Source organism: Plantibacter sp. 2H11-2, assembly GCF_050031945.1.
Taxonomy (GTDB): domain Bacteria; phylum Actinomycetota; class Actinomycetes; order Actinomycetales; family Microbacteriaceae; genus Plantibacter; species Plantibacter auratus.
The window spans coordinates 342,468-369,024 of sequence record NZ_JBNBBL010000003.1 but is presented as its reverse complement, the minus strand read 5'-3'; the positions used below and the strand labels follow the sequence as shown (position 1 = coordinate 369,024).

At 68.8% G+C, this 26,557-nt stretch carries 21 protein-coding genes; 13 read left to right on the top strand and 8 right to left on the bottom strand.

Annotation, left to right across the window (positions count from 1 at the left end):
• Positions 1-81: 81 nt before the first annotated feature.
• A complete protein-coding gene (locus tag ACQG07_RS09475) occupies positions 82-786 on the bottom strand; it encodes a DUF4191 domain-containing protein (protein ID WP_071260054.1) in 705 nt (234 codons plus the stop codon).
• A gap of 131 nt (positions 787-917) precedes the next feature.
• Here ACQG07_RS09475 and ACQG07_RS09470 point away from each other — a divergent pair, with 131 nt between their 5' ends.
• Positions 918-2,435, top strand: coding sequence for a protein kinase domain-containing protein (locus ACQG07_RS09470; protein WP_426738099.1), 1,518 nt, complete (start codon positions 918-920; stop codon positions 2,433-2,435).
• Between the two features lie 30 nt (positions 2,436-2,465).
• Here the strand turns inward: ACQG07_RS09470 and ACQG07_RS09465 are convergent, their stop codons facing one another.
• The 3 genes from ACQG07_RS09465 to ACQG07_RS09455 form a co-directional block, all read right to left on the bottom strand.
• Complete coding sequence (locus ACQG07_RS09465) at positions 2,466-3,923, bottom strand: 2-oxo acid dehydrogenase subunit E2 (protein WP_426738098.1); 1,458 nt, start codon at positions 3,921-3,923, stop codon at positions 2,466-2,468.
• 61 nt (positions 3,924-3,984) lie between these two features.
• Positions 3,985-5,358, bottom strand: a complete 1,374-nt coding sequence (gene lpdA / locus ACQG07_RS09460; RefSeq protein WP_064293772.1) for a dihydrolipoyl dehydrogenase — start codon at positions 5,356-5,358, stop codon at positions 3,985-3,987.
• A 95-nt stretch (positions 5,359-5,453) separates the two neighbouring features.
• Positions 5,454-6,956 (bottom strand): leucyl aminopeptidase, encoded by a 1,503-nt coding sequence (locus tag ACQG07_RS09455; RefSeq protein WP_426738097.1) that lies wholly within the window; start codon positions 6,954-6,956, stop codon positions 5,454-5,456.
• 120 nt (positions 6,957-7,076) lie between these two features.
• On the opposite strand from ACQG07_RS09455, the gene ACQG07_RS09450 reads away from it, so the two are divergent.
• The 5 genes from ACQG07_RS09450 (at position 7,077) to ACQG07_RS09430 (ending at position 12,838) form a co-directional block, all read left to right on the top strand.
• Positions 7,077-8,000 (top strand): proteasome assembly chaperone family protein, encoded by a 924-nt coding sequence (locus tag ACQG07_RS09450; protein WP_079705876.1) that lies wholly within the window; start codon positions 7,077-7,079, stop codon positions 7,998-8,000.
• A 9-nt stretch (positions 8,001-8,009) separates the two neighbouring features.
• Positions 8,010-9,317: an MFS transporter gene (locus ACQG07_RS09445; protein ID WP_426738096.1), complete on the top strand. Its 1,308-nt coding sequence runs from the start codon at positions 8,010-8,012 to the stop codon at positions 9,315-9,317.
• Between the two features lie 185 nt (positions 9,318-9,502).
• Positions 9,503-10,825: an RNA polymerase sigma factor gene (locus tag ACQG07_RS09440; protein WP_426738095.1), complete on the top strand. Its 1,323-nt coding sequence runs from the start codon at positions 9,503-9,505 to the stop codon at positions 10,823-10,825.
• 4 nt (positions 10,826-10,829) lie between these two features.
• Complete coding sequence (locus ACQG07_RS09435) at positions 10,830-12,092, top strand: MurT ligase domain-containing protein (protein ID WP_411558341.1); 1,263 nt, start codon at positions 10,830-10,832, stop codon at positions 12,090-12,092.
• A complete protein-coding gene (locus ACQG07_RS09430; RefSeq protein WP_426738094.1) occupies positions 12,089-12,838 on the top strand; it encodes a hypothetical protein in 750 nt (249 codons plus the stop codon). The genes ACQG07_RS09435 and ACQG07_RS09430 overlap by 4 nt, the downstream gene beginning before the upstream one ends.
• Before the next feature lie 107 nt (positions 12,839-12,945).
• Here ACQG07_RS09430 and ACQG07_RS09425 read toward each other — a convergent pair whose 3' ends face one another.
• Positions 12,946-13,176 carry a DUF7455 domain-containing protein gene (locus ACQG07_RS09425; protein ID WP_079705880.1) on the bottom strand — a complete coding sequence of 77 codons (231 nt, stop codon included), beginning with the start codon at positions 13,174-13,176 and terminating at the stop codon, positions 12,946-12,948.
• Positions 13,177-13,407: 231 nt separating this feature from the next.
• On the opposite strand from ACQG07_RS09425, the gene ACQG07_RS09420 reads away from it, so the two are divergent.
• Complete coding sequence (locus ACQG07_RS09420; RefSeq protein WP_426738093.1) at positions 13,408-15,486, top strand: DNA gyrase/topoisomerase IV subunit B; 2,079 nt, start codon at positions 13,408-13,410, stop codon at positions 15,484-15,486.
• Positions 15,487-15,578: 92 nt separating this feature from the next.
• Here ACQG07_RS09420 and ACQG07_RS09415 read toward each other — a convergent pair whose 3' ends face one another.
• Complete coding sequence (locus ACQG07_RS09415) at positions 15,579-18,086, bottom strand: DNA gyrase/topoisomerase IV subunit A (RefSeq protein ID WP_426738092.1); 2,508 nt, start codon at positions 18,084-18,086, stop codon at positions 15,579-15,581.
• 87 nt (positions 18,087-18,173) lie between these two features.
• Here ACQG07_RS09415 and ACQG07_RS09410 point away from each other — a divergent pair, with 87 nt between their 5' ends.
• Complete coding sequence (locus ACQG07_RS09410; protein WP_426738091.1) at positions 18,174-19,316, top strand: alkaline phosphatase family protein; 1,143 nt, start codon at positions 18,174-18,176, stop codon at positions 19,314-19,316.
• Between the two features lie 12 nt (positions 19,317-19,328).
• On the opposite strand, the gene sepH is transcribed toward ACQG07_RS09410, so the two are convergent.
• Positions 19,329-20,447, bottom strand: coding sequence for a septation protein SepH (gene sepH, locus ACQG07_RS09405; protein WP_426738090.1), 1,119 nt, complete (start codon positions 20,445-20,447; stop codon positions 19,329-19,331).
• A gap of 199 nt (positions 20,448-20,646) precedes the next feature.
• Here sepH and ACQG07_RS09400 point away from each other — a divergent pair, with 199 nt between their 5' ends.
• Positions 20,647-20,940: a DUF4193 domain-containing protein gene (locus ACQG07_RS09400; protein WP_056005937.1), complete on the top strand. Its 294-nt coding sequence runs from the start codon at positions 20,647-20,649 to the stop codon at positions 20,938-20,940.
• 103 nt (positions 20,941-21,043) lie between these two features.
• Here ACQG07_RS09400 and ACQG07_RS09395 read toward each other — a convergent pair whose 3' ends face one another.
• A complete protein-coding gene (locus ACQG07_RS09395; RefSeq protein ID WP_079705884.1) occupies positions 21,044-21,490 on the bottom strand; it encodes a DUF3093 domain-containing protein in 447 nt (148 codons plus the stop codon).
• A gap of 38 nt (positions 21,491-21,528) precedes the next feature.
• On the opposite strand from ACQG07_RS09395, the gene dut reads away from it, so the two are divergent.
• The 4 genes from dut to ACQG07_RS09375 all read left to right on the top strand — a co-directional run bounded on the left by dut (position 21,529) and on the right by ACQG07_RS09375 (position 26,514).
• Entirely contained in the window at positions 21,529-22,038 is a 510-nt protein-coding gene (dut, locus tag ACQG07_RS09390) for a dUTP diphosphatase (RefSeq protein WP_079705885.1), read from the top strand.
• Positions 22,035-22,655: a DUF3710 domain-containing protein gene (locus ACQG07_RS09385; protein ID WP_086473327.1), complete on the top strand. Its 621-nt coding sequence runs from the start codon at positions 22,035-22,037 to the stop codon at positions 22,653-22,655. The genes dut and ACQG07_RS09385 overlap by 4 nt, the downstream gene beginning before the upstream one ends.
• Positions 22,656-22,772: 117 nt before the next feature.
• On the top strand, positions 22,773-23,450 hold the full coding sequence (locus ACQG07_RS09380; protein ID WP_192004936.1) for a DUF3159 domain-containing protein: 678 nt from the start codon (positions 22,773-22,775) through the stop codon (positions 23,448-23,450).
• Positions 23,451-23,694: 244 nt separating this feature from the next.
• On the top strand, positions 23,695-26,514 hold the full coding sequence (locus ACQG07_RS09375; RefSeq protein WP_426738089.1) for an aconitate hydratase: 2,820 nt from the start codon (positions 23,695-23,697) through the stop codon (positions 26,512-26,514).
• Positions 26,515-26,557: the final 43 nt, after the last annotated feature.

The window sequence follows — 26,557 nt, the reverse complement described above, 5'->3', positions numbered from 1 at the left end:
AGATGTGTATAAGAGACAGCCTGACGGAGGGCGGCCGTTCGCGTTTCCGTACCGCGAGGTGTTCCGAGCGGTGTCGGTGGGTCAGCGCGCGCGCTGCGGGCGGACCCGCATCGGGTCGACGCCCTTCGGGATGGGGAGCTGCGTCCCGAACGAGGACAGACGGTTGCTGACCGCGAGCACCTCGGGGTTGGTCAAGGACTTCTTGACCTTCCGGAGGGCGCCGGAGAGCTGACGGAGCTGCACCGAGTCGGCGTCCGGGCCGACGTGGAAGACCGTGATCGGCACGTTCGGGAGGATGCGGGTGACCTTGCGCTTCTCGTCCTCGAGCAGGCGTGAGGTCCGCGATCGGGGTCCTTCGGCGATCAGTGCGACGCCACCACGGCCCACGGCCCGGTAGATCGCGTCCTGGGTCTTCGGGTTCACGGCGACGGGCATCTCGCTGGTCTGCCACGAGCGCGGGGCAGCGCGGAGCACCTGGCCCACCGCGCCCGGCCGACCCTCGATCTGCGTGTAGACGACCTTGTCCGCGCGCCGGGTGAGGATGAACAGAGCCGCGAGGATGCCGGCGAGCACGCCCGCGATGATCCACATGACGAGCGCGAAGATGTTGCCCGCCGAGAACAGCAGCGCGACCGCGACACCGATGAGCACCGGCAGGATGAAGCCGCCGAGCATCAACCACTGCGCCGCCTTGTCGTGGCGACGGGTGAGCTGGAACACCTGCCAGAGCTGCTTGATCCGCCCTGGTTCCTTCTGCGCCGCCGGGGGCGCGTCCTTCTGAGCCATGCTCCCAGGATAGCCGGTGACGGAGGGTCCTGATGCTGCGTTCTGCTCCACAGGCCGGCGGCGCGGGGAGCTTGTCCACAGCCGCGTGCGCCGACGCCGTCGGACGGGGCTCCGCGTCGGAGGATCGAGCTATGGAAACACTGCCAGACCCGTCGGCCACCACAACCCGAGTTGCCGGCCGTCGTCTCGTCCGGCGCTTGGGCGAGGGCCGGGAGTGGACGGCCTACTCGACGGTGCTCGCCCACGCCGGATCCGCGCACGGCGGGCGTACCGACCAGGCCGCCCCGGCGGGCGACGCCGTGCTGCTCCGAGCGAGGGCGGACGCCGCCGAACGCAACCTCTGGCGTCGCGCGGCCATCCTGTCCCGACTCGACCACCCGCACATCGTGAGACTCGTCGACGTCGCCGAGGATCCGAACGGCCTCCCGTGTCTGCTGGTCGAGCGGCTCGCCGGTGGCACGTTGGGAGAACTGTTGCGCCGCCGGGAGTCGATCGCTCCCGGTGAGGCCGTCACGATCCTGGCACCATTGGTCGACGCCATCCGCGCAGCGCACCTCTCCGGGATCAGCCACGGGTCGATCAACGCTTCGGCCGTGCGCTTCGCCGACGACGGCCGACCGGTCCTCTCCGGCTGGTCGGGCGCAGCTCCCGTGGACCACCAGACCATCGATGGTGGGCTCGGCCGCACCGCTCCGGCGTTCGCTGCCGATTGGACGGCGTTCGCGGGGCTCATGGACGGTGTCCTGCAGGCGACCGACCCCGACGAGACCCCCTCGACCGTGGCCTGGGCCGACGTCGTGCCTGAACTCGCCGACCACGAGATCGCCAATCGACTGCAACAGCGGATCCACGCCCTGGCACGACCGCTCCCGGTCCTGCTCGACCGCGTCGACCCGCCGTCCGCATCACCTGCCGATGCCATCCGTGCTTCCGCCGATCGCGCGCAGCGGACCGCTCCGCTCCCGCCGACCCGACGAGCCGCGGTCGAATCGAGGCGTCGGTCACGACATCCCGCGTCGTCGCTGCGTCGTCGTCTGGCCTGGCGACCCGGTCGAGGCACACGGGTAGCGGCCGCCGGCCGCTCGACGCCGTCCGTCGACTCCAGCCCGAGACGTCGTCGACTCGTGATCGGAGCGGCGGGCGCGGCAGCGGCACTGGTGTCGGCTGCGATGGTGTTCCTGCCGTCCGAAGACCCGAGCACCGCGATCGCGCCGACGCCGGCCGGTTCGGTCGGCCCGGCGCCCGAACCGGTCACGGGTACTGCGCCGCCGGTGGAGACGCCGACGTCACCGGCGGACGAAGCTGTCGCCGTCGACGTGGTCACCGGTGACGATCCGGCGGCCGCGGCCCGCGAGCTCGTCCGTCGACGTGATCAGTGCCGCACGACGGGGGAGGAGGGGTGCGTCTGGGACTCCGTCGAACGCGGGTCCCCATTCGAGGACGACGAGCACCTCGGTGTCGGGATCGGATCGATCGATGCGGCGAGTCTGGACCTCGTCGACCGTCAGGGCGACGCGGCGGTCCTGCGCGGCACGGCCGAGCCGTCCGAGACGGACGAGGCCGCCGCAGGACGACGACAGCCCGTCACGCTCCTCGTGGTGAGGGGCGAGACGGGCTGGCGTCTGCGGGAGGTGTTCACCGCCGGATGAGGCGGTGGACACAGCGCGATCGGTTCGGGATCAGATCCCGAGCGAGCCGCGGAAGTCGCCTGCTTCGAGGCGGTTCTTCACCTGGACAAGGAAGCGTGCAGCGTCCGCGCCGTCGATGATGCGGTGGTCGTAGCTCAGCGCGAGGTAGACGGTCGAACGGATCGCGATGGCGTCTGCACCGTCGACCGTCACGACGACCGGCTTCTTCGTGACGATGCCCGTACCGAGGATCGCCGACTGCGGCAGGAACACGATCGGGGTGTCGAACAGGGCGCCGCGCGAACCGGTGTTGGTCAGCGTGAACGTGCCGCCCGACAGCTCGTCGGGCTGCAGCTTGTTGTCGCGAGTGCGCTGCGCGAGATCGGCGATCTCGGCACCGAGCTCGGCGATCGACTTGGAACCCGAGTTGCGGATGACCGGCGTCAGCAGGCCACGCTCGGTGTCCACGGCGATCGCGAGGTTCTCCGTCTCCGGGTACACGATCTGGTCGCCGTCGACGGTGGCGTTGATGATCGGGTACGTCTGGAGCGCCTCGCTGGCAGCAAGGGCGAAGAACGGCAGGAACGACAGCTTGTTGCCGGTCTTGGCGAGGAACTCGTCCTTGACGGCCGTGCGGAGTGCCGCGACCTTCGTGACGTCGACCTCGACGACGCTCGTCAGCTGGGCGGTGCCCTGCATCGAAGCGACGGCGCGCTCGGCGACGACCTTGCGCAGACGCGACATGGCCTTGCTCGTGCCACGCAGCTCGGAGACCTGGACGGTCGGAGCAGCGGGCGACTCCGTGGCGCCACCGGCGCTCTGAGCCTGCAGGACGTCTTCCTTGCGGATGCGTCCGCCGACACCGGTGCCGGTGACCGTGCTGAGGTCGACCCCGTGCTGGTTGGCGAGACGACGCACCAGTGGCGTGACGTAGCCGGAGTTGACGACCCCGCCGGCGGCAGGCGTCGAAGCGGCGGCCGGAGCCGCAGCAGCAGGCGCAGCAGCTGGTGCCGGAGCAGCAGCAGGTGCAGCGGCGGGCGCCGGAGCAGCAGCAGGAGCCGGAGCAGCAGCAGGTGCAGCAGCAGGTGCCGGTGCAGCAGCAGGTGCCGGTGCAGCAGCAGGCGCAGCGGCGGGAGCCGGAGCAGCAGCGGGAGCCGGCGCGGCAGCAGGTGCCGGCTCGGGCTCGGCCGCGGGAGCGGGCTCAGCCGGAGCGGGCTCGGCAGCAGCCGGTTCCGCGGCGGGCGCGGGCTCCTCGGCCGCAGCCGCACCCGAACCATCGCCGATGGTCACGAGAGCGGTGCCGACCTCGACGGTCTCGTCCTCCTGGACGAGGATCGCTTCGATGACACCCGCGACGGGCGAAGGGATCTCGGTGTCGACCTTGTCGGTCGACACTTCGAGCAGTGGCTCGTCGACCTCCACGGTGTCGCCGACATTCTTCAGCCAGCGGGTGACCGTACCCTCGGTGACACTCTCGCCGAGTGCCGGGAGGCTGACGGATTCGCTCATGACCTTGTCTCCTTTGAAACCTGTTGTGTGTTCACTAGCTTATTGGGGTGTTCGGAATGCGTCACAGCGCGTGCAGGGGCTTGCCTGCGAGCGCGAGGAATGCTTCGCCGAGCGCCTCGTTCTGCGTGGGGTGCGCGTGGATCAGCGGCGCGATGTCCTCGGGGTAGGCCTCCCAGTTGACGGCGAGCTGGCCTTCGGCGATGAGCTCACCGACGCGGGCGCCGATCATGTGCACACCGATGACGGGGCCGTCGTTGACGCGGATGACCTTGACGTTGCCGCTCGTGCCGATGATCTCGCTCTTGCCGTTGCCGGCCAGGTTGAAGTCGTAGCTCGTGATGTTGTCGGCACCGTACTGCTCGGCCGCCTTGGCCTCGCTGAGACCGACGGACGCGATCTCGGGGTCGCTGTAGGTGACCTTCGGGATGTTGACGTCCTCGATGATGACCGGCTTGAGACCGGCGATCTCCTCGGCCACGAAGATGCCCTGCTGGAAGCCGCGGTGCGCGAGCTGCAGGCCGGGGACGATGTCGCCCACGGCGTAGAGGCCGGGGATGTTCGTCTCGAGACGGTCGTTGGTGATGACGAAGCCGCGGTCGATGGTGACACCGACCTCCTCGAAGCCGAGTCCGGCGGTCGACGGGCCACGGCCGACGGCGACGAGCAACAGCTCGGCGTCGATCGTCTTGCCGTCCTCGAGCGTGATGTGCACGCCCGAGTCGTCCTGGGTGACGCCCTGGAACCGCACGCCGAGCGAGTACTCGATGCCGCGCTTGCGGAACGCGCGCTCGAGGGCCTTGCTGATCGACTCGTCCTCGTTGGGGACGAGGTGGGGGAGCGCCTCGATGATCGTGACCTCGGTCCCGAACGACTTCCAGACGCTCGCGAACTCGACGCCGATCACGCCGCCGCCGAGGACGGCGACCTTCTTCGGCACGAAGTCGAGCTGCAGCGCCTGCTCGCTCGTGATGACACGGCCACCGATCTCAAGACCGGGGAGCGAGCGGCTGTACGAGCCCGTCGCGAGGATCACGTTCTTGCCGGTGATGAGGTCGTCGCCGACCTGCACGCTCGTCGGGGAGACCAGACGGCCCTCACCCTCGATGGTGGTGATGCCGCGGGCCTTGACGAGGCCCTGGAGTCCCTTGTACTTCTTCGCGACGATGCCCTCGCGGTACTTCGTGACGCCCTCGATGTCGATGCCTTCGAAGGTGGACTTGACGCCGTACTTCTCCGACTCGCGCGATGCGTCCGCGACCTCGGCGGAGTGCAGCAGCGCCTTCGTCGGGATGCAACCGCGGTGGAGGCAGGTGCCGCCGACCTTGTCCTTCTCGATCATGCCGACGGTGAGGCCGAGCTGCGAAGCGCGCAACGCCGCAGCGTATCCGCCGCTTCCGCCTCCCAGGACTACCAGGTCAAAATTCTGCTCGGACACTCCGTTGCTCCTTGTGTGTGCTTCGTGGTCGATCGGAAACCGTCGTGGTGTGTTCGGCGGCGTCGAGGCGGGTCGAACCGCCCCCACCGACCTTACTACGGGTGGCTAATCTCCTCGGCCATTGCGAGGAGGGTACGGACCGCGACGCCGGTCGGGCCCTTGGCGGTGAAGCCATAGGGGGCGTCGCCGTTCATCGCACTCCCGGCGATGTCCAGGTGGGCCCACGGGATGCGGGTGGTGCCGCCCTCCTCGTCGGTGCGGTCGGCGATGAACTCCTGGAGGAACGTGCCTGCGACGAGCATGCCGCCCGCGGTGGTCCCGGGCTTCGCGTTGGCGAGGTCGGCGACGTCGGAGTCGAGGACCTTGCGCAGCTCCGCGGGGAACGGCATCGGCCAGAACAGTTCGTCCGCACCGGAACCGGTCGCGATGAGGTCGGTGACGAAGGACGCGTCGCCCATGACGCCCGTGTAGCGGTTGCCGAGTGCGACCACGGCGGCTCCCGTGAGGGTCGCCACGTCGATGATGGCGTCCGGGCCCTCCTCGCCTGCGGCGACGAGTCCGTCGGCGAGGACCAGCCGGCCCTCGGCGTCGGTGTTGGTGACCTCGACCGTGCGTCCGCCCCGGATGGTGAGGACGTCGTTCGGCCGGATCGCCGTGCCCGACGGGAGGTTCTCGGCGAGGCAGAGCCATGCGGTCAGCCTGGTGGGCACCCCGAGACGCGCGGCCGCGGCCAGGACGGCGAGCACGGTCGCCGCGCCGGTCATGTCGTACTTCATGCCCACCATCGAGACCGGCGGCTTCAGGGAGAGGCCGCCGCTGTCGAAGGTGATGCCCTTCCCGACGAGGGCCAGGTGACTCCTGGCGGCATCCGGGTGGTAGCTCAGCTTGACGAGTCGCGGAGGCCGCGAGGAGCCCTGCCCGACGCCGAGGATGCCGCCGAACCCGTCCTCGGCCAAGCGGGTCTCGTCCCATTCCTCGACCTCGACGTCGAGGCCGTCGACCGCTGCTCGGGCCGCGTCGGCGAAGGTCGCCGGGTAGAGCTCGTTCGGCGGCGTGTTGACCAGGTCCTTCACGAGCTCGATGGCCTCGGCGACCGCGGTGGCGTGCTCCGCGAGCCCGGCATCCGGTGCGTCCACGGTCGACGGGACGACGACGGTGATCTGTCCGAGCGGTCTCGGTGCCGGCGCGGATCCGACACCGCGCGACGCGGTGTAGCGGTAGGCGCCGATGGCCGCCCCCTCGAGGACGGCTTCGGCGGCAGCGGCCGTCTCTTCCGTCAACGCGAACGCGATCGAGGCCTGGCCGTCGATCGTCCGGGTCACTGCGCCCGCGGCTCGTCGGAAGGCCGCGTCGTCCGCATCCGGACCGAGGCCGACCAGCACGAGACCGGAGGCCGCGCCGAACCGGTCCGGGAGGCGTCGCACCTGGTCTTCCGACCCCGTGACCCCGGAGGCGCGCAGCTCGTCCGCGAGCGGCGCGTAGACATCGGGCGCCAAGAGCTCCGGTCCGTCGTCGCCCTTCTTCACCGCGAGGACGAGCAGCTCGGCCTCGACTCCCTCGGCGGCGGCGGACAACACGGAGAGCACGGGGATCGTCATGCCTCCATCGTAGGCACGTACCGTTCCGGACCGAGGCGGGGCCGCCGGTGTTCGCTCTCGGCGGTACCGCCGACGCTCGGAGGGGAAGGTCGCTGCGACACCCCCGTTTAGAGTTGAACCATGCCTACGCCTGACGACCTCTACGAGGTGCACCCGGAGATCGACATCCCCGCCGGCCTCCACCTCGTCGCGGGCCTCACCGGGTTCTCCGACGCCGGCGGCGCGGTCGGGCAGCTGAACGCCTACCTCGACGACGTCCTCGACACGACGGTCATCGCCGAGTTCGACGCCGACGTCCTGCTCGACTACCGGGCCCGCCGGCCGATCATCTCGTTCGACCAGGACCACTTGACGGAGTACCGGCCACCTCGGCTGACCCTGTCGCTCGCCCACGACGAGCTCGGGTCGCCGTTCCTCCTGCTCACCGGTTTCGAGCCCGACTTCCTCTGGGACCGCTTCGTCGCAGCCGTGCTCGAGCTCGTCGACCGCTTCCGGGTCAGCGACACCACGTGGGTGCACGCCATCCCGATGCCGGTCCCGCACACCAGGCCGATCGGCGTCACCGTCAGCGGCAACCGGTTCGACCTCATCGAGTCGCTCTCGGTCTGGCGCCCCCGCACCCAGGTGCCGTCCAACGTGCTGCACCTCCTCGAGTACCGCCTCTACGAGCGCGGCGACAGCATCGCGGCCTTCGTGCTCCTCGTTCCGCACTACCTCGCCGACACGGAGTTCCCGGCCGCGGCGATCACGGCGATCGAGAGCCTCAGCGCGGCGACCGGCCTCATCTTCCCCACGGACCGCCTCCGCGAGGACAGCCGCGACTTCCTCGTCAAGATCGACGAGCAGGTCGGGACCAACCACGAGCTCGGCCAGCTGGTCACGACGCTCGAGGAGCGGTACGACGCCTACATGGCCGACAACTCGCCGAAGTCGCCGCTCACCGACATCGACGGGGCGCTTCCGACGGCCGACGAGATCGCCGCGGAGCTCGAGAAGTTCCTCGCGAGCCGGCGCCACGGCGACGAGGACCGCTCGACCACCTAAGCTGGATCGGTGGGATCTCGACGCGTCTGGTGGGTGTTCGGCGTCGGGGTGTTCGCCTACCTCATCACCGTCATGCAGCGGTCGACGCTCGGCGTGGCAGCGGTGGACGCCACTGAGCGGTTCCCGATCGACGCCGCCGCGCTGTCGACCCTCGCCGTCGCGCAGCTCATCGTGTACGCCGCGATGCAGGTCCCGGTCGGGGTGCTCATCGACCGCCTCGGACCTCGCGTGCTGATCATCGCGGGGCTGACGGTCGTCATGGCGGGCCAGGTCTGGCTGGGGCTCACGACCGAACTCGGCGGCGCGATCGTGGGCCGGATGCTGGTCGGCCTCGGCGACGCCGCGGTGTTCACCTCCGTGTTGCGGCTCGTGAACTCCTGGTTCCCCACCCGTCGGGTGCCGATCGTCTCGCAGTGGGTCGGCAACATCGGGCAGATCGGACAGATCCTCTCGGCGGTGCCGTTCTCCTTCGTCCTGCACGCCTTCGGCTGGTCGCCGGCGTTCCTCAGTGCGGCCGGACTCGTCCTCCTGGCGCTCGTCGGGGTGTTGATCGTCGTCCGCGACCGGCCGTCCGGTTCCGACGAGGCGCCGCGCCCCGAGACCTGGGGCCACGTCGTCCGCGAGGTCGTCATCAGTCTGCGTCGGCCAGGGACGCGTCTCGGGTTCTGGTCGCACTTCGTCACCCAGTCCTCCGGTACCGTCCTCACGCTCCTCTGGGGCTTCCCGTTCATGGTCTACGCCCTCGGCTACCCGCAGCCCCTCGCCGCATCGTTGCTCATCGTGATCGTGGTCTCCGGCATGATCGCCGGACCCATCCTCGGGGTGCTCACCGCCCGGTTCCCCTACCGGCGGAGCAACCTCGTGCTCGGGATCGTGACGGTCATGGGCGTCGCCTGGGCCGCGCTCCTCCTCTGGCCGGGCGTCCCACCGATGTGGCTCGTGATCGTCCTGTTCGTCGTGGTCGGGGTCGGTGGCCCCGGTTCACTCATCGGGTTCGACTTCGCCCGCACCTTCAACCCCATCCGCGCGCTCGGCGGGGCGAACGGCATCGTGAACGTCGGTGGGTTCCTCGCCAGCTTCGTCATGATGTTCCTCATCGGTCTCATCATCGACGCGGTCAGCGGGGGATCCCGTGCCGACTATTCCATGGACAGCTTCCGGATCGCCTTCTCCGTCCAGTACCTGGTGGTCGGGTTCGGGGTCGCGATGCTGCTCGTCGCACGGTCCCGCACGCGGAGACGCTTCGCCGAGGACGAGGGCATCGCCGTCGGTCCGCTGTGGATCGCGGTCCGAGCCAGGCTCGGGCGCCGTCGCTGAGCGTTCGCTTCGTCCCCTGATCCCACCCTTGACAAACGGCCTGTGGCTCTGAGGTCTTCCGGCTCGCGCTATAATGGAACACGGACCCGTTCACCTCTCGGAATGTCGGCGGCCCTTTTCGGGTTGCACTGCACCAAGACTTGACATGGGTCCTCGTAATGTCCGAAATCACGGACGATCCGGCGATGACTGTCCATGCCGGGTCCGAACAGGAAGGTGCAGCTATGGCCACCAAGACGGCTCGCGCAGACGAAGCAGCGCCAGCAGACGAGGCCACGGAGGCTCCCGCAGCGAAGGCTCGGACCACCAAGGCCACCACGACCCGAGCGAAGGCTGCTCCCAAGAAGGCCACCCGCGCCAAGGCGGGCACGAAGTCGAGCACGGAGCCCGATGAGGGCGCGGACGACGAGGACGTCGTCGTCGAGGTCGTCGCCGACGACGCCGTGGTCGACGCGCCCGCAGGCGACGCCACCGAGGCGGTCGAGGAGGAGGACGACAAGTCCGTGCCGGAGATCACCCTCCCCACCGACGCACTCGTACTCTCCAACAGCGACGACGACGAGATCCCGGTGTACTCGGCCGCGATCACCGGCGCCACCGCCGACCCGGTCAAGGACTACCTCAAGCAGATCGGTAAGGTCGCGCTCCTCAACGCGGCCGAAGAGGTCGAACTCGCGATGCGCATCGAGGCGGGCCTCTTCGCCGAGGACAAGCTCGCCCAGCTCTCCGACCTCGAGAAGCGTTCGCGGGTCGGTCGTGAGCTCCAGTGGGTCGCGAAGGACGGTGCCCGCGCCAAGAGCCACCTCCTCGGGGCGAACCTCCGACTCGTCGTGAGCCTCGCCAAGCGGTACACCGGCCGCGGCATGCAGTTCCTCGACCTCATCCAGGAGGGCAACCTGGGCCTCATCCGTGCGGTCGAGAAGTTCGACTACACCAAGGGCTTCAAGTTCTCCACCTACGCGACCTGGTGGATCCGTCAGGCCATCACGCGTGCCATGGCCGACCAGGCGCGCACCATCCGCATCCCGGTGCACATGGTCGAGGTCATCAACAAGCTCGCCCGCGTCCAGCGGCAGATGCTGCAGGACCTGGGCCGCGAGCCCACGCCCGAAGAGCTCAGCCGCGAACTCGACATGACGCCTGAGAAGGTCATCGAGGTCCAGAAGTACGGCCGCGAGCCCATCTCGCTGCACACGCCCCTCGGCGAGGACGGCGACAGCGAGTTCGGCGACCTCATCGAGGACACCGAGGCGGTCGTGCCGGCCGACGCCGTCAGCTTCACCATGCTGCAGAAGCAGCTGGAGTCGCTCCTCGACTCGCTCTCCGAGCGGGAAGCGGGCGTCATCCGGATGCGCTTCGGCCTCGGCGACGGCATGCCCAAGACGCTCGACCAGATCGGCGACACCTTCGGGGTCACCCGTGAGCGGATCCGGCAGATCGAGTCGAAGACCATGGCGAAACTGCGTCACCCGAGCCGATCCCAGTCGCTCCGCGACTACCTCGAGTAGGAGCATGCGCTACGCCCCGGCCATCCTCGCCGGTCGTGCCGTCCGATTCCTCGCCAGGCTGCGTAAGCCGGGCGGGGGATCGGCTGTTCCCGGCCTCGTGGTCAACCGCATCGCGCCCGGGTTCCTCCCCGACACGTTGAACGCCTTCCCGCGTGGTCTCGTGATCGTGAGCGGCTCGAGCGGGAAGTCCACGACGACCAAGATGCTCGTCGGCATCCTGCGTGCCCACGGCGTGTCGGTCTTCACGAACCCGTCCACGGCGAACATCTCCCAGGGCCTCACCTCGGCTCTCCTCGAACGAGCCGACCTCCGCGGCCGGATCGACGCCGAGCTCGGGGTGCTCGAGATGGACGAAGGACACGGCGCGCTCATCGCGCCGCGGCTCGCGCCCGCCCACGTCATCCTGACCAACGTGTCCGTCGACCAGATCGACCGCTTCCACGACGCTGCCATGGTGGCGCGCATGCTCGACGCGATCGCTGCCCGATCGAGCACGTCGCTCGTCCTGAACGGCGATGACGCGCTCGTCGACGCCGTCGCGCCAGGCAGCGACGCGACGCGATGGCGGTACGGCGTCTCGACGGCCGTGCTCGGCGCCAGCGCACGCGGCCTCGGGTACAGCACGACCTCGTCCGATCGGGTCGATCCCGGTTCCGGAACCGTCGTCGAAGCCCTCGACGGCGACCTGGTGTCCATCACCCACTGCGGCGAGACCGTCCGGTTCCGTCTGCCGGCTCGTGGCGTGCACTACGCCGTGGATGCGGCCGCAGCCCTCTCCGGCGCCGCCGCGATCCTCGGCCCCGAGTTCCAGCTCACCATCGCGGCTGAGTCGTTCCGTGCGCTCACGCCGGTGTTCGGCCGCGGTGAGGTGACGACCGTCCGCGGTGTCGAGGTAGAGTTCGTCCTCGTCCAGAACCCCGCGAGCTATCAGCTCAACGTCGACAGCCTCGCGGCCGACACCGAGCAGATCCTGGTGGCCGTCGGGAGCGACGTCCGCGATCCCTCGTACCTCTGGCCGGTCGACACGTCCAGGCTCGGTCGTGTGGCGATCGTGTCGGGGTCCAAGGCCTGGGAGGCCGCGCTGCAGCTGGGCTACGACGGCGTCGAGATCGACCGGATCGAACCGGACCTCGGCACGGCGTTGGACGCGTTCCTCGCTCTCCCTGCGCCCGCGCACGGTCGGAAGACCGTGATCTTCACCGCCGACTCGATGCGTCGTACCCGCGCGCACCTCGGCCTCGCTTCGAACGATCAGGACGACGCATGACGACCGAACCGACGATCACCATCGCCGTCCTCCTGCCATCGAGCTGCAATGTGAACGGCGACGCCGAGAACGGCGCGGTCCTCGCTCGCCGGGCCCGCGCGCGTGGCCTCGCCGTCGAGCTCGTCCCGGTCGAGTCGGTCGCCGAGCTCCCGAGCACGGTCCACGCGATCGTCCTCGGGTCGTGCGACGACCCGTCGGCGCCACAGGTGCTCGAGACGCTCCGGCCGTTCCGCGACGCGTTCATCGCCTGGGTGGAGGCCGGCGTGCCCGTCCTCGCCGTCGCCAACGGATGGAAGCTCCTCACTCGCCGGCTCGAGCTGGTACCGGGGAGCTGGGTCGAGGGCCTCGCCATCATCGAGGGCGACGCACCGTTGCGGCGCACGCGGGCGAGTGACGACCTCGTCGTCGTGCCGAGCGGCGGCCTCGAGCTCGACGCCCCGGTACTCGTCGGGTACGAGAACCACGGGCGGGACTTCCGAGCCGGGACGGGGGTCGAGTCGATCGGCACCGTGCAGCACGGACGAGGCAACGGCGACGGCACGGAGGGTGCGCTGGTCGGCCCCTTCGTCGGAACCCACCTGCACGGCCCCGTCCTCGCCAAGAACCCGGAACTGGCCGATCGGCTGCTCCGTCTGGCGATCACGGTCGCCGGGGGGACTTCGATGCTCGACGAATCGCCAGAGCTTCACGCCCTCGACGAGATCGCCGCCAACGCCAGAGCGCAGATCGTCTCGGCCCTCGCCTGAGTCCGCGCGCGATCGAGGCCGCGCTGGTCTGAGACCGCGCTTCCTCGATGACATGACGAAGGGCCCCGGATCTCGGATCCGGGGCCCTTCGTCGTGATGCCGGTGGACTAGGCGCGCTGCTCGTTGAAGAGTCGCGCGGACTCGTCGTGCCAGTCGGTCGCGACCTGCGTCAGCTTCTCCTGGTACTTCTTGCCGTGGTGCGCGCAGAACAGCAGCTCACCGCTGTTCATCTGCACGCGGATGTAGGCCTGTGCTCCGCACAGATCGCAACGATCGGCGGCAGTCAGTTGCTGGGCGTCGAGGTCACTCGGCGTGCTCTCGGTAGCAGTCTGTGACATGTGCTCCTCCTGACTCGGGCGGCTACGAAACTCGTAGTACTCATGAAAGCACGCGATTGTCACAACGGGGTCCCATTCCGTGTTCTTTTCGCTGTGCGCGTAGATCATTCGGATCAACCCTGCAGCCGGATGGGTCGACGAGCCGAGACAACGCGCCGTCGCGCGGCTCCGGACGATCGCGCGCCGAGTGTCTCCCTCGGCGTGTCGGCGCCGACGACTACGCTGGGAAGCGTGAGCAGCGACTACTCCGCAAGGCATCTCTCCGTCCTCGAAGGCCTCGAGGCGGTGCGCAAGCGACCGGGCATGTACATCGGTTCCACCGACTCGCGTGGCCTCATGCACTGCCTCTGGGAGATCATCGACAACTCCGTCGACGAGGCCCTCGGCGGGTACGGCGATCAGATCGAGATCGTCCTCCACGCCGATCTGAGCGTCGAGGTGCGCGACCACGCACGTGGTATCCCGGTGGACATCGAGCCGAAGACCGGCCTCTCCGGTGTCGAGGTCGTCTTCACCAAGCTCCACGCCGGCGGGAAGTTCGGCGGCGGTTCGTACGCCGCGTCCGGCGGGCTGCACGGCGTCGGCGCATCCGTCGTCAACGCCCTGTCCGAGCGACTCGACGTCGAGGTGGATCGCGGCGGCAAGACCTACGCCATGTCCTTCCACCGCGGTGAGCCGGGGATCTTCGCCGACACGGGGGAGCCGACCCCGGACGCACCGTTCACGCCGTTCGAGAAGCAGAGCGAGCTCCGCGTCATCGGCAAGACGAAGCGCGGCGTGACCGGCACCCGGATCCGCTACTGGGCCGACCGCCAGATCTTCACGAAGGGCGCCCAGTTCCAGGCCGAGGAGCTCCTCGGCCGCGCGCGCCAGACCGCCTTCCTCATCAAGGGGCTCGGCATCCACATCCGCGACGAGACCGTCGAGGAGCCGACCGAGGCGATGTTCCGCTACGAGGGCGGCATCTCCGAGTTCGTCGACCACCTCGCGGGCGACACCGCACTCACCGACACCTGGCGCCTCACCGGCAGCGGCACGTTCACCGAGACCGTCCCGGTGCTGTCTCCGTCGGGCACCATGGTCGCCACCGAGGTGGAGCGCGAGGCAGAGGTCGACATCGCGCTGCGGTGGGGTACCGGGTACGAGACGGTCATGCGCAGCTTCGTCAACATCATCGCCACGCCGAAGGGCGGCACGCACCAACTCGGATTCGACCAGGGCCTGCTGAAGTTCCTCCGCGCCCAGGTGGAGCAGAACGCCCGTCGACTCAAGGTCGGCTCGGACAAGCTCGAGAAGGACGACGTCCTCGCGGGCCTCACGGCGGTGCTGACGGTTCGTCTCGCCGAGCCGCAGTTCGAGGGCCAGACGAAGGAGATCCTCGGCACGCCGGCCGTCCGCGCCATCGTCGCCAACGTCGTCACGAAGGAGCTCAAGGAGCGGTTCGCCTCGACCAAGCGCGACGACAAGGCACAGACCGCGCTCGTGCTCGAGAAGATCGTGTCGGAGATGAAGTCCCGGATCTCCGCGCGGACCCACAAGGAGACACAACGCCGCAAGAACGCGCTCGAGAACTCGTCGCTCCCGGCGAAGCTGGTCGACTGCCGCTCGGGCAACCTCGAGTCCAGTGAACTCTTCATCGTTGAGGGCGACTCGGCACTGGGCACGGCGAAGCTCGCCCGAGACAGCTCCTACCAGGCGCTGCTCCCGATCCGAGGCAAGATCCTCAACGTGCAGAAGGCCTCCGTCTCCGACATGCTGTCGAACGCGGAGTGCGCGTCCATCATCCAGGTCATCGGCGCGGGCTCCGGACGATCGTTCGATCTCGACGCCGCCCGCTACGGCAAGATCATCCTCATGAGCGACGCCGACGTCGACGGCGCCCACATCCGGACGCTCCTGCTCACGCTCTTCTTCCGGTACATGCGGCCGCTGATCGAAGCGGGTCGCGTGTTCGCCGCGGTACCGCCGCTCCACCGCGTCATCGTCATCAATCCCGGCTCCAAGCCGAACGAGACGATCTACACCTACTCCGAAGCCGAACTGCACGCGGTGCTGAGCGACCTCAAGCGCACCGGCAAGAAGCACCAGGAACCGATCCAGCGCTACAAGGGTCTGGGCGAGATGGATGCCGACCAGCTGGCCACGACCACCATGGACCGCCGTCACCGGACGCTGCGCCGTGTCCGGGTCGAGGATGCGGAGTCGGCCGGACGGATCTTCGAACTCCTCATGGGCAACGACGTCGCCCCGCGCAAGGAGTTCATCGTCGACAGCTCCGACCGGCTGTCACGGGAGAGCATCGACGTCTGATCGTCGGTCGTCCACCGAGGAGCAGGACAGACGACGAAGGCCCGGATCGAGCAGTGCGCTCGATCCGGGCCTTCGTCAGTGTGCAGCTCCGATCAGGACGATTCGTCGCTCGCTGCCGCGTCGTCCGTCGCCGGTGCTGCCGGTGCGGTGATCGCGCCGCCGATGAACCCGACGGGGGCGTCGAGCGGCACCCCTGAGGCATCGCGCTTCGCACCGACCTCCGGGAGCGTCCGCGGTGTCCCGTCCGTCCCGACGGCGTGAGCCGGAGCGGCGCCGACCCACGCGACGGCCAGCTGGTCCTCGCCCTTCAGGAAGCGTTGCGACCGGACACCGCCGGTCGCACGACCCTTGGCGGGGAACTCGGAGAACTCCGACACCTTCGCGCTCCCGGTGTCCGTTCCGGCGAGCGTCAGCGAATTGGTCGCGACGGTCACGACGACGACGTCGTCGGTGGGCAGGACCGCCGTGAACGAGATGACCTTCGCACCGGCCGCCAGGTTGATGCCGGCCATGCCACCCGCGGCCCGCCCCTGCGGACGGACGGACGTCGCGGCGAAACGGAGCAGTTGTGCGTCGGAGGCGACGAAGACGAGTTCCGCGTCGTCGCCGACCTGCGTCGCCCCGACGACGTGGTCGCGCGGCTTGAGCGTGATGACCTCGAAGTCCGGCTTGTTCGGCAGGTCGCCGGGGATGACGCGCTTGACGACGCCGGTCTCGGTTCCCAGCACGATCGGCTGCTCCGAGGTCAGCGAGACGATCGCCAGCACGCGCTCGTCACGGTTCGGGAGCGACAGGTACTCGCCCATCCGGACGCCGGCCGCGAGCTGGATGGACGCCGCCGGCACCGCCGGGAGGTCGAGCGGGGTGAACCGGATGACGCGACCGAGGCTGGTGACCGCACCGAGTTCGGTGCGGCTCGTGGTCTCGACGACACTCAGGATCGCATCGTGCTTGCTCCGCCGACCGGGTCGTGGTGCGGGTGCGTCCTGCTCGAGGTCGACGCGGAGCGCCCGTCCGGTCGCGCTGAGGTAGACGCGGCACGGGGTGTCGGCGAGCTCGAGCACCGGGGCGCTCTTCCCTCGGCCGGTCGTCGCGACGCTCGGCTTCGCGTTCGTCAGCATGGTCCGGCGCGGTGTGCCGAACTGCTCGGCCGCAGCGGCGAGCTCCGCGGAGACCGCGGCGCGGATGAGTCGTTGGCTCCCGAGCAACCGCTCGAGTTCGGCGATCTCGGCCAGCAGTTTGTCGCGCTCGGCCTCGAGCTCGATCCGCGAGAACTTGGTGAGTCGTCGGAGACGGAGTTCGAGGATGTACTCGGCCTGCAGCTGCGAGAGGTCGAAGACCTCGATGAGCCTCGCGCGCGCCTGTTCGGAGTCGTCGCTCGCGCGGATGACCTGGATGACCTCGTCGATGTCGAGGATGGCGATGAGGAGCCCCTCCACGAGGTGGAGGCGTTCCTTGCGTCTCGCCAACCGGAACCGGCTCCGGCGGGTGACCACGCTGATGCGGTGGTCGACGTACACCTGCAGCAGTTCCCGGAGGCCGAGCGTCTGCGGGCCGCCGTCGACGAGCGCGACGTTGTTGATGCTGAAGGAGTCCTCGAGGGGCGTGTAGCGGTAGAGCTGCTCCAGGACGGCTTCGGGGGAGAAGCCGGTCTTGATGCCGATCACGAGGCGGAGCCCGTGGATGCGGTCCGTCAGGTCGGTGACGTCGGAGATGCCGTTGAGCTTCTTGGAGCTGACACCGTCCTTGATCTTCTCGATGATCTTCTCCGGACCGACCAGGTAGGGCAGTTCGGTGATGACCAGACCGGTCTTCCGCGCGGTGACCGGCTCGACGGAGACCTTCGCGCGGGTCTTGAAGGAGCCGCGACCGGTGGCGTAGGCGTCCTTGATGCCATCCAGACCGACGATCGTGCCGCCCGAGGGGAGGTCGGGACCCGGGACGAACTCCATCAGGTCCTCGAGGGTGGCCTGAGGATGCGCGATGAGGTGCCGTGCCGCACCGATCACCTCGACGAGGTTGTGCGGCGCCATGTTGGTGGCCATGCCGACCGCGATGCCGCTGGCGCCGTTCACGAGGAGGTTCGGGAACGCGGCCGGGAGGACCTCGGGCTGCATGAACTGGTTGTCGTAGTTCGGGACGAAGTCGACGACGTCCTCGTCGAGGTCGGCCGTCAGGGCGAGCGCGGCGGCATCCAGCCGGGCCTCCGTGTACCGCGGCGCAGCGGGCCCGTCGTCGAGCGAGCCGAAGTTCCCATGCCCGTCGATGAGCGGGACGCGGAGCGTGAAGGGCTGTGCGAGGCGGACGAGTGCGTCGTAGATCGCCGTGTCGCCGTGCGGGTGCAGCTTCCCCATCACTTCGCCGACGACGCGGGCCGACTTCACGTGGCCACGATCCGGGCGCAGGCCCATCTCGGTCATCTGATAGAGGATGCGGCGCTGCACCGGCTTCAGGCCGTCCCGCGCGTCGGGGAGGGCGCGGGCGTAGATGACCGAATAGGCGTACTCCAGGAAGGAGGTCTGCATCTCCGACGAGACATCGATGTCCTCGATGCGCTCGCCACTGGTCTCCGTCGGCGGGGTCTGCTGTTGGCGGGTCATTCCGTGTCTCTGCTGAGGGGAGTCGAGCCGGTGCTCGGCGAGGATGGCGGGGCGTGGTCGTCAGCGCGGTGTGCGAGACTGAGCCCGATGACCACCATGCTACCGACGGTCGATCCGGAGTCACGCAGCCTTGCCGGTGTCCTCCCGGATTGCCTCGCATCCCTGACGGTGGGCGGTGGATCGCTGCCCCGGGCCGACCATGCCGTCGTCGTCCTCGTCGACGGCCTCGGCGCCGCAAACCTCCGTGGAGCAGCCGCCCACGCTCGGTTCCTCGCGCCGCGCCTCGGTCCGCGCTCCACCACGACGTCGGCGTTCCCGTCGACCACCGCGGCCGGGATCGCGACGCTGACCACCGGCTCGTTGCCGGGCCGGCACGGCCTCGTCAGCTACCGAGCACGGGACGTGGCGGGGGACCGGGTCGTGAACCAACTCAGCGGCTGGGACGCCGGCATGGTGCCCGAGACCTGGCAGCGCCTCCCGACCGTGTTCGAGCGGGCGAGAGCCGAGGGCGTCACCACGACGGTGATCGGTCAGGAGCGATACCGCAATTCGGGCTTCACCCGAGCCGTGCTCCGAGGGGCGGACTACCGGGCCGGACGCTCGATGGCGGACCGCCTCGACGCGGCCCGAGAGATCGTGTCCACGACCGCCGGCCCCACACTCAGCTACGTGTACGTCCCCGAGCTCGATCAGGCGGCGCACGAGTACGGGTGGGAGTCGGGCCGCTGGACGGCGCTCCTCGAGGAGCTCGACGGCGATCTCAAGCGGTGGTCGTCACGTTTGCCCGCGTCGACCGGCGCGCTCATCACCGCCGACCACGGGGTGATCGACGTCGCACAGCACCAGCACGTGCTCTTCGACCAGGTCCCCGAGCTGGTCGCCGGTGTCCGCCACATCGGCGGCGAGCCGCGATGCCTTCACCTCTATCTCGACACCGATGCAGGCCCAGCGGATCGGGAGCGCCTGGCTGAGGCCTGGCGAGCCGAAGAGGGAGGCCGCGCCTGGATCGCGACACGCGAGCAGGCGATCGACCACGGCTGGTACGGCGAGGTCGACCCTGAGGTGCTGCCACGGATCGGCGACGTCATCGTCGCAGCCCGGAAGCGCATCGCCTACTACGACTCACGTCCCGCCGATCAGAGCGCGAGGGGCATGATCGGACAGCACGGATCGCTCACCGACGACGAACGCCGGATACCGCTCCTCGGCCTCGGTCGTTACGAGCCCTGAAGCCCTGACCGATCAGACTGGGTCGTCGTCGGACTTCGCACCGAACACGATCTCGTCCCAGGAGGGCATCGACGCTCGGCCGCGGCGCGCCTTGGCCCCGGACGGCGTGCCGCCATCGGAGGACTCGGAATCGCCCGCGCGTCGTTGCTGCGCCGCCTCGAACTCACCGGTGTCGAACACCGCCAGCGGCGTCTGCTGGTCCGGGACGGCGTGCGGCGCACTGGGGCGCTCGGCAGGTTCGGGTTCGCTGGGGGCGGCCTCCCGCTCGCCACGGCGCTTGCGGAGGGCCTCCAACAGGTCGGCGGTCTGGTTGTGCTGCTCGGGGCTCGACGCCTCACGGTTGATAGCGGCCTGTGTCGCAGCCTTCGAGGACGGTGCACGGCCGAAGCCCGTGTCGGACGCGAACGGCAACGGCTCGATCGGACGTGTCTCGGCGGGACGGTCGGTCTCGGTCTGCTGCGGCGTCGACACGCGGTCCAGGGAGAACGCGCCGCTGTCGAAGCGTGAGGTGTCGGGGGAGTCGTCGGTGTCGACCGCACGCAACCGGGGGATCAGCGCGGCCGGCAGATCGCCCTGACGCGAGAGGGTCGTGGCTTCACTCCCGATGGGCGTGAGGGCGAGCTTCTTCGGCTCGAACGCCCAGCGGGCGTCGTGGTCGACCTGGTCGGCCGTGAAGGACAGCTTGACGATCCAGCCGCCCTCGGGTTCCTTCCAGCTCGTCCACCGTTCGTCGGTCGCGCCGAGCTTCTCGAGTCGAGCCCGGATGACGTTCCCGAAGGTGGCCTCGATGTCGTCGGCCGACGTGTCGGTCGTCGGCAGGACGGCGACGCCCAGGGCCGTGCCGACGATGTGCTCGCGCTCCGCCATCACCGGACCCTCGAACCGCTGCACGTACTCCAGTGAGGCACCGGTGACCGCTGCGACGTCCTCGGCGGAGAGCCCGCTGCGGATGTGCGCCTGCACTTCCCTCGGAGAGATCTTGGTGTTCCCACCGATCGGCGCACCGGCCGGCTTCGCCCGCCGCAGGTGGACGTGGAACGAATCGTCGACGATGAGGCGGTATTCCTCCTCGTTCCGATCTGCAACGATCAGAGCGCCGAGCTCCGCTCCGACTACCTTCAATTCCTGCATGATGAATGCCTCTCAGCGTGCCACGTGATTGACCCACGTTCTCACGGATCACGGGCGTATTCGGGGAATACGCCGGGCGTGCCGTCAGTTGCACGGGAAGGTTCCGCACACCCTCCCGAACACGGTTTGCAATTCATGCGGAACTGATGCAAACTGTGCCCGCCGATTTTGTTCCGACGGCATCGAGAAGTGGATAGGCATGGCAACTGATTACGACGCTCCCCGCAAGACCGACGACGATTCCGAGTCGATCGAGGCCCTGAAGGAGCGCGTTCCAGACAAGCTGTCCGGAGTCGTCGACTCCGAAGACGCTGACAACCCGGGTGACTACAACCTGGGTGGATCCGACCTCTCGGACCTCGACCTCGACGTCGTCGTGCTCCCGCCCCAGGCGGACGAGTTCACCTGCATGGAGTGCTTCCTCGTGAAGCACCGCTCGCAGCTCGACCACGAGGGCAAGTTCGGACCGATCTGCGCGGAGTGCGCAGCCTGACAGCACCGCCGCACAAGCGGCACACAGAACCCCTCCGGATCACGATCCGGAGGGGTTCTGTCGTTTCGGCTTCGAGCAGTGACCGGTTCGAGCGGTGGCCGCCTCAGGCGTGCGTGCGCGCGGCGGCGATCGCATCCGCCAGGGCCTGCGGCCGACGGGACGACAGCAGCCAGTACGGCGTCGGGTCGGCCGGATCGACGATCTCCACCTTCACGAGGCTGTGCACCCACCCGCGGATCATGAGCCAGGCGCGTGCATCGAGCTTGGTGCGGAGCTGCGCGGTCGCGTCCGTCCCGGTGTACACCACGACCTCACCGATGAACCCGAGCGGGATCGACGCCTTCCCGACCGACAGGCTCGACTCGGAGACCTGGATCCTCGGCGCCGTCCCGAACGCCAGCGCAAGGCACCCGCCGTACAGCACCACCGCCCCGACGATCCCCGCCGCGAGCGAAACGGGCGCGAGGACGAGCATGGTCGCCGGCACCACGAGGGCGAGGGCGATGATGACCCAGGGGCTGGGCCAGAGGGTTTCACGGTACGGCTGCATGTCTGCCTTGTCTCAGAGAACTGCACTACCCTCGATTCGTGACCGAAAGCGTTGACGTACTCATTATCGCGCCGGATCTGCCCGGCTATGCACACCCCGGCGATGCGGGTGCGGATCTCGTGTCCGCCGAGCACGTCGTGCTCGAACCGGGTGAGCGCGCCCTCGTCGGCACCGGCGTCTCGATCGCACTGCCCGACGGCCATGCCGCGTTCGTCGTCCCACGAAGCGGTCTCGCGGCGAAACACGGCATCACCGTCGTCAACTCGCCGGGCACGGTCGACGCCGGGTATCGCGGCGAGATCAAGGTCACGCTCCTCAACACCGACCGTCACACCTCTTTCACCGTCGAACCGGGCGACCGCATCGCCCAGCTCATCGTGATGCCGGTGTCGCGCGCTAACTTCATCCCGGTGGAGCGATTGCCAGGCAGTGCACGAGGAGCCGGAGGCTTCGGTTCGACCGGCGTCGGCTCGCTCGCCACGACACCGGCCGCCACCGACCCAACCATCAGCACCGACGGTGCCGCGCAGACAGGAACCCTCGCATGAGCGAACTCGAAGACCTCCCAGACCTCGACCTCGACGCGGAGCTGCCCGACGACGCGAAGTCCGCACCCGAGGACCGCGAGACCGCCGGCCCGTTCGACGAGAGCGAGGCGAACCCCGTCCGCCCCTACATCGACCTCGGTGGCGTCAAGGTGCTGCCTCGCGAAGGACTGAACCTCCGCCTCGAGGTGGAGGAGGCGACGAAGCGGGTCGTCGCGGTCGGTCTCGACTACGCCGGTTCCACCCTGCAGGTCCAGCCGTTCGCCGCGCCGCGGTCGACCGGCCTGTGGAACGAGACCCGGTCGCAGATCGCCGAGCAGATCGCCCAGCAGGGCGGCACCGTGACCGAGCGCGAGGGCGAGTTCGGCCCGGAGCTCGTCGCCGAGGTGCCGACCGGTGGTGCCGCAGGCACCGACGCGACCCACCTGGCACGATTCATCGGCGTCGACGGTCCGCGCTGGTTCCTCCGCGGCGTCGTCGCGGGGGAGGGCGCGTCGAAGCCGGACGCCGCAGCGCTCGTGGACGACCTCTTCCGCAGCCTCGTCGTCGTCCGGGGCAACTCGCCCATGCCGCCGCGCGACCTCATCCCGCTGCGTATGCCGACCGCCACGAGCGCGTAGTCGATGACGGACGCACGAGAACCGGAGCCCCGCGGAGTCGACCCGGTCGATCGCCGTGACGCGTCGGGTTCCCCTGATGCCACGGGAGATGCGGATCGGCAGCGGCTCGGTGAATCGATGTCCGCTGCGTTCGGTGCCGCCGCACGCAAGTCCGGTCTGGGCGCGATGGCCGAGGGCGACGCCCCCACCGGCAAGGCGTTGCTGCTCGCCATGGGCGGCGTGCGCGGCATCGTCGAGGCGATCCTGCCCGGACTCCTGTTCCTCGTCGTCTACACGCTGACCCTCGACCTGCTCCCGTCGATCATCGCTCCGGTCGCACTCGGGGTCCTCTTCTCCATTGCACGCCTCGTGCAGCGGCAGCCGGTGACACAGGCCGTCGGCGGCCTCCTCGGCATCGCACTCTCAGCAGCCCTGGCCCTGCTGTCCGGGCGCGCTGAGGACTTCTACGTCGTCGGGTTCTGGACCAACGGCGCCTACGCCGTGGCCCTCCTCGTCTCGGTGCTCGTCGGGTGGCCCGTCGTCGGACTCGTGGCCGGCTACCTCATGGGCAGCGGCACGAGCTGGCGCTCCCACCCCGGACAACGACGCGCCATGCGGTGGCTCACGCTGGTGTGGGTGGCCATGTTCGCCGCACGACTCCTCGTGCAGCTGCCCCTCTACTTCAGTGGGAACGTCGAACTCCTCGGGACGCTCCGGCTCCTCATGGGCATCCCGCTCTACGCACCACTGCTCGTCCTCAGCTGGCTCGTCGTCCGCGCCGTGTTCCCGAAGGCGCCGCAGGCATCCACCGAGTGATGCGCCGAGAGCCCGGCCCGACGCGTCAGCGTGTCGGGCCGGGCTCTCGTCATGTCCAGAGGACCCGATCCTCGATGCTAGAATTGTCTCGACATCAAGATAGATGAGCGATGCCGAGATGACACGACGCGCCCCAGCCTGTAGTTAGGCAAGCCTTGCTAGCCGCGGAGCACCCGCCAGCAGCAAGATTGGTCGGAACGCACGTGAGTGAGCACTCGCCGCCGCCAACGAAGGAGAAGACGATATGTCCACCGTGAACAGCTTCGGGGCGAAAGACACCCTGACTGTCGGGACGACCGACTACGAGATCTATCGCATCGACACGGTGGAGGGTCACGAGAAGCTGCCGTTCAGCCTCAAGGTGCTCCTCGAGAACCTGCTGCGCACCGAGGACGGTGCCAACATCACCGAGGCACACATCCGCGCGATCGGCGACTGGGTTCCGACCGCGGACCCCGACACCGAGATCCAGTTCACCCCGGCTCGCGTCGTCATGCAGGACTTCACCGGAGTGCCGTGCATCGTCGACCTCGCCACCATGCGCGAAGCGGTCGAGGCACTCGGCGGCTCCGCCGACAAGATCAACCCGCTCGCCCCGGCCGAGATGGTCATCGACCACTCGGTCATCGCCGATCTCTTCGGCAGCGAGAACGCGCTCGAGCGCAACGTCGAGCTCGAGTACGAGCGCAACGGCGAGCGGTACCAGTTCCTCCGCTGGGGCCAGACGGCGTTCGACGACTTCAAGGTCGTCCCGCCGGGAACCGGCATCGTGCACCAGGTCAACATCGAGTACCTCGCCCGCGTCACCATGACGCGCGAGGTCGGCGGCGTTCTGCGCGCCTACCCCGACACCTGTGTCGGCACCGACTCGCACACGACCATGGTCAACGGCCTGGGCGTGCTCGGCTGGGGCGTCGGCGGTATCGAGGCGGAGGCCGCCATGCTCGGCCAGCCCGTCTCGATGCTCATCCCGAAGGTCGTCGGCTTCAAGCTGAACGGCTCCATCCCGACGGGTGTCACGGCGACGGACGTCGTCCTCACCATCACCCAGATGCTCCGCAAGCACGGGGTCGTCGGCAAGTTCGTCGAGTTCTACGGAGCAGGCGTCGCCGAGGTGCCGCTCGCGAACCGCGCCACCATCGGCAACATGAGCCCCGAGTTCGGCTCGACGGCCGCCATGTTCCCGATCGACGACGTCACGCTCGACTACCTGCGCCTCACCGGTCGCAGCGACGAGCAGATCGCACTGGTCGAGGCCTACGCCAAGACCCAGAAGCTGTGGCACGACGCCGACCAGGAGCCGGTCTTCAGCGAGTACCTCGAGCTCGACCTCGCCACCGTCGTCCCGTCGATCGCCGGCCCGAAGCGCCCACAGGACCGCATCGAGCTGACGGACGCGAAGGCTCAGTTCGAGCGCGACCTCGTCGACTATGCCACGGTCGAGCACGACATCGTCGACCTCGTCGGCGCCGGTTCCTTCCCCGCCTCCGACCCGGCCGGCACCACGCCGCAGGACGAGGACGAGAACAACCACCACCGCCACACGCACCGCAGCCACGCTCCGGCATCCCTCTCGAAGCCGACCCAGGTCACCCTCGAGGAGAACGGGGTCGACTTCACCCTCGACCACGGCGCCGTCGCGATCGCCGCGATCACCTCGTGCACCAACACCTCGAACCCGTCGGTCATGCTGGCCGCAGGCCTCCTGGCCCGGAACGCCAGCAAGAAGGGCCTGAAGGCGAAGCCGTGGGTCAAGACCACGCTCGCTCCGGGTTCCAAGGTCGTCACCGACTACTACGCGAAGGCCGGTCTCACCGAGTACCTCGAGGACCTCGGCTTCTACACGGTCGGCTACGGCTGCACGACCTGCATCGGCAACTCCGGTCCGCTGCTCGACGAGATCTCGACCGCCGTCCAGGACAACGACCTCGCCGTCACCGCCGTCCTCTCGGGCAACCGCAACTTCGAGGGCCGGATCAACCCGGACGTCAAGATGAACTACCTGGCGAGCCCGCCGCTCGTCATCGCCTACGCCCTCGCGGGGTCTATGAACTTCGACTTCGAGGTCGACGCCCTGGGTGTCGACGCCGACGGCAACGACATCTTCCTGAAGGACATCTGGCCCGACGCGGCAGAGGTCCAGGACACGATCGACTCCTCGATCAACAAGGAGATGTTCGACCACGAGTACAGCGGCGTCTTCGACGGCGACGAGCGCTGGCGTTCGCTCCAGACGCCCGAGGGCTCGACCTTCGAGTGGGACGAGGAGTCGACGTACGTGCGGAAGCCCCCGTACTTCGACGGCATGACCATGGAGACGACCCCCGTCTCCGACATCGTCGGTGCCCGCGTCCTCGCGAAGCTCGGCGACTCGGTCACGACCGACCACATCAGCCCGGCCGGCAACATCAAGGCCGACTCGCCCGCAGGCCGGTACCTCGACGAGCACGGCGTCGGTCGTAAGGACTACAACTCCTACGGCTCGCGCCGCGGCAACCACGAGGTCATGATCCGCGGCACGTTCGCGAACATCCGCCTGAAGAACCAGCTGCTCGACGGCGTGGAGGGCGGCTACACCCGCGACTTCACGCAGGCCGACGCACCGCAGTCGTTCATCTACGACGCGTCGCAGAACTACCAGGCCGAGGGCACGCCCCTCGTCATCTTCGGTGGCAAGGAGTACGGTTCCGGTTCCTCCCGCGACTGGGCGGCGAAGGGCACGAGCCTCCTCGGCGTCAAGGCGGTCATCACCGAGAGCTTCGAGCGTATCCACCGCTCGAACCTCATCGGCATGGGTGTCGTCCCGCTGCAGTTCCCGGAAGGCGAGAGCTGGGCCTCGCTCGGACTCGACGGCACGGAGATCGTGTCGATCGCCGGTCTCGAGGAGCTCAACAACGGCACCACGCCGAAGACGGTCCGCGTGAGCGCCGTCCCGAGCGAGCACTCGGGTCCCGGCAAGGAGCCGGTCGAGTTCGACGCGGTCGTCCGCATCGACACGCCCGGTGAAGCCGACTACTACCGCAACGGCGGCATCCTGCAGTACGTGCTCCGCAGCCTCGTCTGACGACGAGGCTCTACCACCAGGCCGGTCCCGACAGCAACCGTCG